General features: G+C 54.4%; 7 protein-coding genes. All 7 read left to right on the top strand.

Going from position 1 to position 7,999, the window contains the following annotated elements; all coding sequences use genetic code 11:
- Positions 1 to 1,049, top strand: a 1,049-nt coding sequence (gene yidC, locus WFM46_RS08520) for a membrane protein insertase YidC (RefSeq protein WP_336997440.1), incomplete at its 5' end; no start/stop codon positions are given.
- A 74-nt stretch (positions 1,050 to 1,123) separates the two neighbouring features.
- Positions 1,124 to 2,488 carry a tRNA uridine-5-carboxymethylaminomethyl(34) synthesis GTPase MnmE gene (gene mnmE / locus WFM46_RS08515; protein ID WP_336997439.1) on the top strand — a complete coding sequence of 455 codons (1,365 nt, stop codon included), beginning with the start codon at positions 1,124 to 1,126 and terminating at the stop codon, positions 2,486 to 2,488.
- Between the two features lie 195 nt (positions 2,489 to 2,683).
- The gene (gene tnaC / locus WFM46_RS23820) at positions 2,684 to 2,761 is read left to right on the top strand and encodes a tryptophanase leader peptide (RefSeq protein ID WP_350028380.1); all 78 of its coding nucleotides are present in this window, start codon (positions 2,684 to 2,686) and stop codon (positions 2,759 to 2,761) included.
- Between the two features lie 228 nt (positions 2,762 to 2,989).
- Positions 2,990 to 4,405 carry a tryptophanase gene (gene tnaA, locus WFM46_RS08510; RefSeq protein WP_103177626.1) on the top strand — a complete coding sequence of 472 codons (1,416 nt, stop codon included), beginning with the start codon at positions 2,990 to 2,992 and terminating at the stop codon, positions 4,403 to 4,405.
- A 90-nt stretch (positions 4,406 to 4,495) separates the two neighbouring features.
- On the top strand, positions 4,496 to 5,752 hold the full coding sequence (tnaB, locus tag WFM46_RS08505) for a low affinity tryptophan permease TnaB (protein ID WP_336997438.1): 1,257 nt from the start codon (positions 4,496 to 4,498) through the stop codon (positions 5,750 to 5,752).
- Between the two features lie 132 nt (positions 5,753 to 5,884).
- The gene (locus tag WFM46_RS08500; protein ID WP_103177624.1) at positions 5,885 to 7,060 is read left to right on the top strand and encodes an MFS transporter; all 1,176 of its coding nucleotides are present in this window, start codon (positions 5,885 to 5,887) and stop codon (positions 7,058 to 7,060) included.
- Positions 7,029 to 7,991 (top strand): HTH-type transcriptional regulator YidZ, encoded by a 963-nt coding sequence (gene yidZ, locus WFM46_RS08495; protein WP_336997437.1) that lies wholly within the window; start codon positions 7,029 to 7,031, stop codon positions 7,989 to 7,991. The genes WFM46_RS08500 and yidZ overlap by 32 nt, the downstream gene beginning before the upstream one ends.
- The last annotated feature ends 8 nt before the right edge of the window (positions 7,992 to 7,999 follow it).

Raw genomic sequence — 7,999 nt, 5'->3', positions numbered from 1 at the left:
TCAATCTGCCGTCGCACCGCGCCACCGGAAGCAGCAACTTCGCGCTGCACACCTTCCGCGGCGCAGCGTACTCTACGCCAGACGCGAAATATGAGAAATACAAGTTCGACACCATCGCCGATAACGAAAACCTGAACGTCAGCTCCAAAGGCGGCTGGGTTGCGATGCTGCAGCAGTATTTCGCTACCGCGTGGATCCCGAATAACGACGGTACCAACAACTTCTATACCGCGAACCTGGGTAACGGTGTTGCCGCTATCGGCTATAAGTCTCAGCCGGTTCTGGTTCAGCCGGGTCAAACCGGTACGCTGGCCAGCACCCTGTGGGTCGGCCCGGAAATCCAGGACAAAATGGCTGCCGTGGCGCCGCACCTGGACCTGACCGTAGACTACGGTTGGTTGTGGTTCATCTCTCAGCCGCTGTTCAAGCTGCTGAAGTGGATCCACAGCTTCCTGGGTAACTGGGGCTTCTCCATCATCGTTATCACCTTTATCGTTCGTGGCATCATGTACCCGCTGACCAAAGCGCAGTACACCTCCATGGCGAAGATGCGTATGCTGCAGCCGAAGATTCAGGCGATGCGTGAGCGTCTGGGCGATGACAAGCAGCGTCAGAGCCAGGAGATGATGGCCCTGTACAAAGCCGAGAAAGTGAACCCGCTGGGTGGCTGCTTCCCGCTGCTGATCCAGATGCCTATCTTCCTTGCGCTCTACTACATGCTGATGGGCTCCGTTGAGCTGCGCCACGCGCCATTCGCGCTGTGGATCCATGACCTCTCCGCACAGGACCCGTACTACATCCTGCCGATCCTGATGGGCGTGACGATGTTCTTCATCCAGAAGATGTCGCCGACCACCGTGACCGACCCGATGCAGCAGAAGATCATGACCTTTATGCCGGTCATCTTCACCGTGTTCTTCCTGTGGTTCCCGTCAGGTCTGGTGCTGTACTATATCGTCAGCAACCTGGTAACCATCCTTCAGCAACAGCTGATCTACCGTGGTCTGGAAAAACGTGGCCTGCATAGCCGCGAAAAGAAAAGCTCCTGATCCCAAGTAGGCTGTAGCTAAAATAAAGGCGGTCATCAGACCGCCTTTTTTATTGCGTTAAGAAGAGACAAATCATGAGCCATAACGACACTATCGTCGCCCAGGCAACCCCACCGGGACGCGGTGGTGTGGGCATTCTGCGTATCTCCGGCCTGAAGGCGCGCGAGGTGGCAGAAGCGGTGCTGGGTAAACTGCCAAAGCCACGCTATGCCGATTATCTGCCCTTTAAAGATAGCGACGGAACGGCGCTGGACCAGGGCATCGCACTCTGGTTCCCGGGCCCGAACTCCTTTACCGGCGAAGACGTGCTCGAACTGCAGGGCCACGGCGGGCCGGTGATCCTCGACCTGCTGTTAAAACGCATTCTGACCCTGCCGGGCCTACGCATCGCCAAACCGGGCGAGTTCTCCGAGCGGGCGTTTCTGAACGACAAGCTGGATCTGGCCCAGGCAGAAGCGATTGCCGACCTGATCGACGCCAGCTCTGAACAGGCCGCGCGCTCGGCGCTGAACTCGCTGCAGGGCGCCTTTTCCGCGCGCGTTAACCATCTGGTGGAAGCACTTACTCACCTGCGCATCTACGTGGAAGCAGCCATTGATTTCCCGGATGAGGAGATCGACTTCCTCTCCGATGGCAAAATCGAAGCCCAGCTTAACGAAGTGATGAACGATCTCGACGCGGTACGCGCCGAGGCGCGTCAGGGCAGCCTGCTGCGCGAAGGGATGAAGGTGGTCATTGCCGGGCGTCCGAACGCCGGGAAATCGAGCCTGCTGAATGCCCTGGCGGGGCGCGAAGCGGCAATTGTCACCGACATAGCCGGTACCACTCGCGACGTGCTGCGGGAACACATTCATATCGACGGTATGCCGCTGCATATCATCGACACCGCGGGCTTACGCGATGCCAGTGACGAAGTGGAGCGTATCGGTATCGAGCGCGCCTGGCACGAGATCGAGCAGGCCGACCGGGTGCTGTTTATGGTGGACGGGACTACCACCGCCGCCGTTGACCCGGCCGAAATCTGGCCAGACTTTATCGCCCGCCTGCCAGCAAAACTGCCGATCACCGTGGTGCGTAACAAAGCGGACGTTACCGGCGAAACGCTGGGTATCAGCGATGTGAATGGTCACTCACTTATCCGTCTGTCGGCACGTACCGGCGAAGGTGTGGATGAGCTGCGCAACCATCTGAAGCAGAGCATGGGCTTTGATACCAGCATGGAGGGCGGCTTCCTCGCCCGTCGTCGCCATCTGCAGGCGCTGGAAGAGGCGGCACAGCATCTGGATCAGGGTAAAGCGCAGCTGCTCGGCGCCTGGGCCGGAGAGTTGCTGGCGGAAGAGCTGCGTCTGGCGCAGCAGGCGTTAAGCGAGATCACCGGGGAGTTTACCTCGGACGATCTGCTGGGTCGCATCTTCTCCAGCTTCTGCATCGGGAAATAAACCCGTTGCAGTTAACTGCAAAAAAGCCGCAATAGCATCGCTGTTATTGCGGCTTTTTCTTTTCTCATATTACCTGAATAAATACCAAATACGCCTGTTATATTCTCTGTGATTACAATCACAATTAATATCACCGCGCATAGACAAATATTCTCATTCGAATAGTGTAGTAGCGTGTCTAATGAGGATAAATCAATGATGATTATCTTAAATACATATATCACTTCTAAGTGGTTCAATATTGACAATAAAATTGTCAATCACCATCCTTAATCTCCCTTCGCTTCTCATTCTCTATGCAACCTGAATAGATTAACACTCTATTTATCCGGTATGCCTGAAATCATTGCGCCCATAAGGCTGCAATTGTGCCTCTGCACGTCTCTGTCGGTGAAATATATTCTCCCGGTTGCGTAGCGGTATGGCAGGCCCAGGCATGCCTGTATTAATGGTTATTAAAATAGCCACCAGCACCGCTGCAATAAAAACAGGAATGATATAATGGAAAACTTCAAACATTTACCAGAGCCATTTCGCATCAGAGTTATTGAGCCAGTTAAACGCACCACAAGGGAGCATCGCGAAAACGCTATTATTAAATCCGGGATGAACCCTTTCCTGCTGGATAGCGAAGACGTGTTTATTGATTTACTGACCGACAGCGGCACTGGCGCTGTCACACAAAATATGCAGGCCGCCATGCTGCGCGGTGACGAAGCCTATAGCGGAAGCCGCAGCTACTATGCGCTGTCCGACGCGGTGAAAGAAATTTTCGGCTATCAATATACTATCCCGACCCATCAGGGACGCGGCGCCGAGCAGATTTATATTCCTGTGTTAATCAAAAAACGCGAGCAGGAGAAGGGGTTAGACCGCTCGAAAATGGTCGCCTTCTCGAACTACTTCTTTGACACCACGCAGGGGCATAGCCAGATAAATGGCTGCACCGTCCGTAACGTCTATATTAAGGAAGCATTCGATACCGGCGTCCGTTACGATTTTAAAGGCAACTTTGACCTGCAGGGTCTGGAAAACGGCATCGAAGAAGTGGGGCCGAGTAACGTGCCTTATATTGTCGCAACCATCACCAGCAACTCCGCCGGTGGGCAGCCAGTGTCGCTGGCGAATCTGAAAGCGATGTATGCGATTGCCAGAAAATACGATATCCCGGTCGTCATGGATTCTGCGCGCTTCGCAGAAAACGCCTGGTTTATTCAGAAACGCGAAGCGGAATATAAAGACTGGACTATCGCGGAAATAACCCGGGAAACCTACAAGTACGCGGATATGCTGGCGATGTCCGCCAAGAAAGATGCCATGGTGCCCATGGGCGGGTTGCTGTGCATCAAGAACGATGACTACTTCGACGTCTACACCGAGTGCAGAACGTTGTGCGTCGTTCAGGAAGGGTTCCCGACTTACGGTGGCCTTGAAGGTGGCGCGATGGAGCGTCTGGCTGTTGGCCTGCATGATGGCATGGGCCAGGACTGGCTGGCCTACCGGATTAATCAGGTGCAGTACCTGGTTGACGGCCTGGAAGCCATCGGGGTGGTTTGCCAGCAGGCGGGGGGCCATGCTGCCTTCGTGGATGCGGGTAAGTTATTGCCGCACATTCCAGCAGAACAGTTCCCGGCGCAGGCGCTGGCCTGTGAGCTCTATAAAGTAGCGGGTATCCGCGCAGTTGAGATCGGTTCGTTCTTATTAGGCCGCGATCCGAAAACAGGTAAACAATTACCTTGCCCGGCAGAGCTGCTGCGTTTAACGATTCCGCGGGCCACGTATACGCAATCGCATATGGATTTCATCGTCGAAGCCTTTAAACACGTTAAAGAAAATGCGAAGAATATAAAAGGGTTAACCTTCACCTACGAACCTAAAGTATTACGCCACTTCACTGCAAAACTCAAAGAAGTTTAACCTTCTGTCCCCGGGTGGCTAAATAATATTAGCCACCCACAAAGTAAATATATCAATAACATCAGGCTTACCATAATTGATGGGGGCACCATGGATAACGCTTTAGAATTAGAGACTAAACACTCTTCGGTTTGGGGTGTCATGGTTATAGCAGGTACCGTTATTGGCGGGGGAATGTTTGCTTTACCCGTGGATCTGGCAGGGGCATGGTTTTTTTGGGGTGCCTTTATTTTAATTATTGCCTGGTTTTCAATGCTTCACTCCGGGTTGTTATTGCTGGAAGCAAATTTAAACTATCCTGTCGGTTCAAGTTTTAATACGGTCACCAAAGATCTGCTTGGCAATAAATGGAATATCGTAAGTGGTTTCACGGTCGCCTTTGTGCTTTATATCCTGACCTATGCCTATATCTCGGCCAATGGCGCAATCATAAGTGAAACCATCGCCATGAATCAGGGCACGCATGTGAACCCGCGCATTGTGGGTGTCAGTACGGCGCTCTTTGTCGCGGCGGTGTTGTGGTTCAGCTCATTAGCCGCCAGCAGGATTACCTCGCTGTTTTTAGGCATTAAGATCATCGCCTTTATCGTTGTTTTTGGGTCATTTTTCTTTCAGGTTGATTACTCGATATTAAGAGACAGCAACGTTACCTCTGCCAGCAATACCAGCTACTTCCCCTATATCTTTATGGCCCTGCCCGTCTGCCTGGCGTCGTTTGGTTTTCATGGCAATATTCCCAGCCTGATCATCTGCTATGGGAAGCGGAAAGATAAACTGATAAAAAGCCTTGTGTTTGGCTCGCTGCTGGCGCTTTTTATCTATCTGTTCTGGTTGTATTGCACGATGGGGAATATCACCCGCGACAGCTTCAACGAGATCATCTCATCCGGGGGCAACGTCGATTCGCTGGTGAAATCTTTCCTTGGCACCCGCCAGCACGGGGTCATCGAATTTTGCTTACTGGTGTTCTCCAATTTAGCCGTCGCCAGCTCCTTCTTTGGCGTCACGCTAGGCTTGTTCGATTACCTTGCCGACCTCTTTAAACTGGATAATTCCCCCTCCGGTCGTCTGAAGACAATCATGCTGACCTTCCTGCCGCCCACTTTGCTCTACCTTATCTTCCCGAACGGCTTTATCTACGGAATTGGCGGTGCCGGGCTGTGTGCAACCCTATGGGCGGTCATTGTCCCGGCCCTGCTCGCGTTGAAAGCGAGACAGAAATTCCCGGATAAGATGTTTACCGTCTGGGGCGGGATAGCGATCCCTTCTCTGGTGATCCTCTTCGGGGTCGTGGTCATTTTTTGCTGGTTCGGTAATACCTTTAATTTCCTGCCGCGCTTCGGTTGATCCTGCCTGCGTTCCTGTAAGCCACCTCACGCTGAGGTGGCTTTCCTGCCAGGAAATCACCTTTGTCCAAATGGCAACTCGCTAAACCTTCCTTCTCCCCCTATGCTTCATGCCTGCATTTATGGGGGGTTTATGGCTCGTTTTCTGTTTTGTAGTTTTGCGCTGGTGCTGCTTTATCCATCGGGCATTGATATGTATCTGGTGGGGCTGCCGCACATCGCCCGCGATCTGGGCGCCAGCGAAGCGCAGCTGCATATCGCGTTTTCAGCCTACCTCGCGGGGATGGCGTCATCGATGGTGTTTGCCGGAAAGATTGCCGATAAAGCCGGACGGCAGCCCGTCGCCATTACCGGGGCGGTAATTTTTGCCCTGGCATCGGTGCTCTGCTCTCTGGCGCAGGAGAGTACGCTGTTTCTGGCCGGGCGCTTTATCCAGGGCATCGGCGCGGGCGGCTGCTACGTGGTGGCGTTTGCGATTTTGCGTGACACCTTAAGCACCCAGCGACGCGCCAAGGTGCTCTCCATGATAAACGGTATCACCTGTATTATTCCGGTGCTGGCACCGGTGGTGGGCTACCTGATCATGCTGCAATTCCCGTGGCAGAGCCTCTTCTGGGCCATGGCGGCGATGGGAATGCTGGTTTTTATCCTCTCTATCGCGGTGCTGAAAGAGACCCATCCGGGAGCGCAAAACCCTGGTCACACGGCGTCGGTTCCGCCGGAGGAGACGCTGCTTAACCGCTTCTTCATTAGCCGGCTGCTGATCACCACCCTGAGCGTGGCGGTGATCCTGACCTATGTAAACGCTTCCCCGGTGTTATTAATGGAAATCATGGGTTTCGATCGCGGCGAGTATTCTACGGTGATGGCGTTAACCGCGCTAGTCAGCATGGTCGTCTCCTTTTCGGCGCCGTTTGCACTGAATATCTTCCGCCAGCGCACGCTGATACTGACCTCGCAGGTACTGTTCCTGGCGGCGGGCGTGGTGCTGGCGACAGCCAGCTCTCCTGCCCTGATGCTGGCCGGTATTACCCTGGTTTGCGCCGGGTTCTCGATGGGGTTTGGCGTGGCAATGAGCCAGGCATTAGGGCCGTTTGCGCTGCGAGCGGGAGTGGCAAGCTCGGTGCTGGGTATTACTCAGGTCTGCGGCTCGTCGCTGTGGATTTGGCTGGCGGCGATAATCGGGCTGAATGCACTGAATATGCTGATCGGGGTTCTGATTGGCTGTAGCATGCTCAGCATCACCCTACTTATGGTCATCCGGCCCGCAGCACATCATGAAGAAGCCCCTCAGCAGTCTCGATCTTAACCTGTTGTTGTGCCTGCAGCTTTTGCTGCAGGAACGCAGCGTCACCAAAGCCGCGAAACGGATGAACGTTACGCCGTCCGCGGTGAGTAAATCACTGGCGAAGCTGCGCGACTGGTTTGACGATCCGCTGTTTGTAAAGACCCCTCTGGGGTTGCTGCCCACCCCGCTGACGGTGAGTCTGGAACAGGATCTGGCCGACTGGATGCAGATTGGCAACCAGATCCTCGATAAATTCCACCATGACTCTCCCGGCGGCCTGACCTTTGAGCTGGCGGCGGAAACGCCGCTGATGCTGATCCGCTTTAACGCGCTACTGGAACAGGTGAATCAGCGTTACCCACAGGCGACCGTGAAGATGCGCCACTGGGATTACGATTCGCTGGACGCCATTACCCGCGGGGAGGTCGATCTCGGTTTTACCGGGCGCGAAACGCACCCGCGCTCCCGGGAGTTACTGAAGCTGATGCCGTGGTTTATCGACTACGAAATTCTCTTCAGCGACCGCCCTTGCGTCTATCTGCGCGAGGACCATCCCGCTCTCCAGGAGACGTGGGATCTGGAGACCTTCCTCCGCTATCCGCATATCAGCATCTTCTGGGAGCGGAGCGACACCTGGGCGCTGGATGAGGTGCTGAGAGAGATGGGACGTACGCGTAATATCGCCATGAGCCTGCCTGGATTCGAGCAGTCGATGTTTATGGCGGCACAGCCGGGCCATAATTATATTGCCACCGCGCCGCACTACTGCCATCACTATAATCAGCTCCACCAGCGGAAGCTGGTTACCCTGCCAATCCCCATCGATGAAGCGCAGGCGCAAAAGCTCACCGTTCCCTTCACCCTGATCTGGCATAAGCGTAACAGCCACAACCCTAAAATCCTCTGGCTGAGAGAAACCATTAAGGCGCTGTATGGTTCTCCATTGCGCTAACGGTCCGG

This window comes from Leclercia sp. M50 (genome assembly GCF_037150775.1).
Taxonomy (GTDB): Bacteria; Pseudomonadota; Gammaproteobacteria; order Enterobacterales; family Enterobacteriaceae; genus Enterobacter.
The sequence above is the reverse complement of the archived record's forward strand: the minus strand, read 5'-3'. Positions and strand labels throughout refer to the sequence as shown.

What these genes read in the sequence shown, in the direction of transcription:
- mnmE (WP_336997439.1), top strand. Translation starts at nt 1,124, where the DNA reads ATGAGCCATAACGACACTATCGTCGCCCAGGCAACCCCACCGGGACGC.
- tnaB (WP_336997438.1), top strand. Translation starts at nt 4,496, where the DNA reads ATGGATAACGCTTTAGAATTAGAGACTAAACACTCTTCGGTTTGGGGT.
- yidZ (WP_336997437.1), top strand. Translation starts at nt 7,029, where the DNA reads ATGAAGAAGCCCCTCAGCAGTCTCGATCTTAACCTGTTGTTGTGCCTG.
- tnaC (WP_350028380.1), top strand. Translation starts at nt 2,684, where the DNA reads ATGATGATTATCTTAAATACATATATCACTTCTAAGTGGTTCAATATT.
- WFM46_RS08500 (WP_103177624.1), top strand. Translation starts at nt 5,885, where the DNA reads ATGGCTCGTTTTCTGTTTTGTAGTTTTGCGCTGGTGCTGCTTTATCCA.
- tnaA (WP_103177626.1), top strand. Translation starts at nt 2,990, where the DNA reads ATGGAAAACTTCAAACATTTACCAGAGCCATTTCGCATCAGAGTTATT.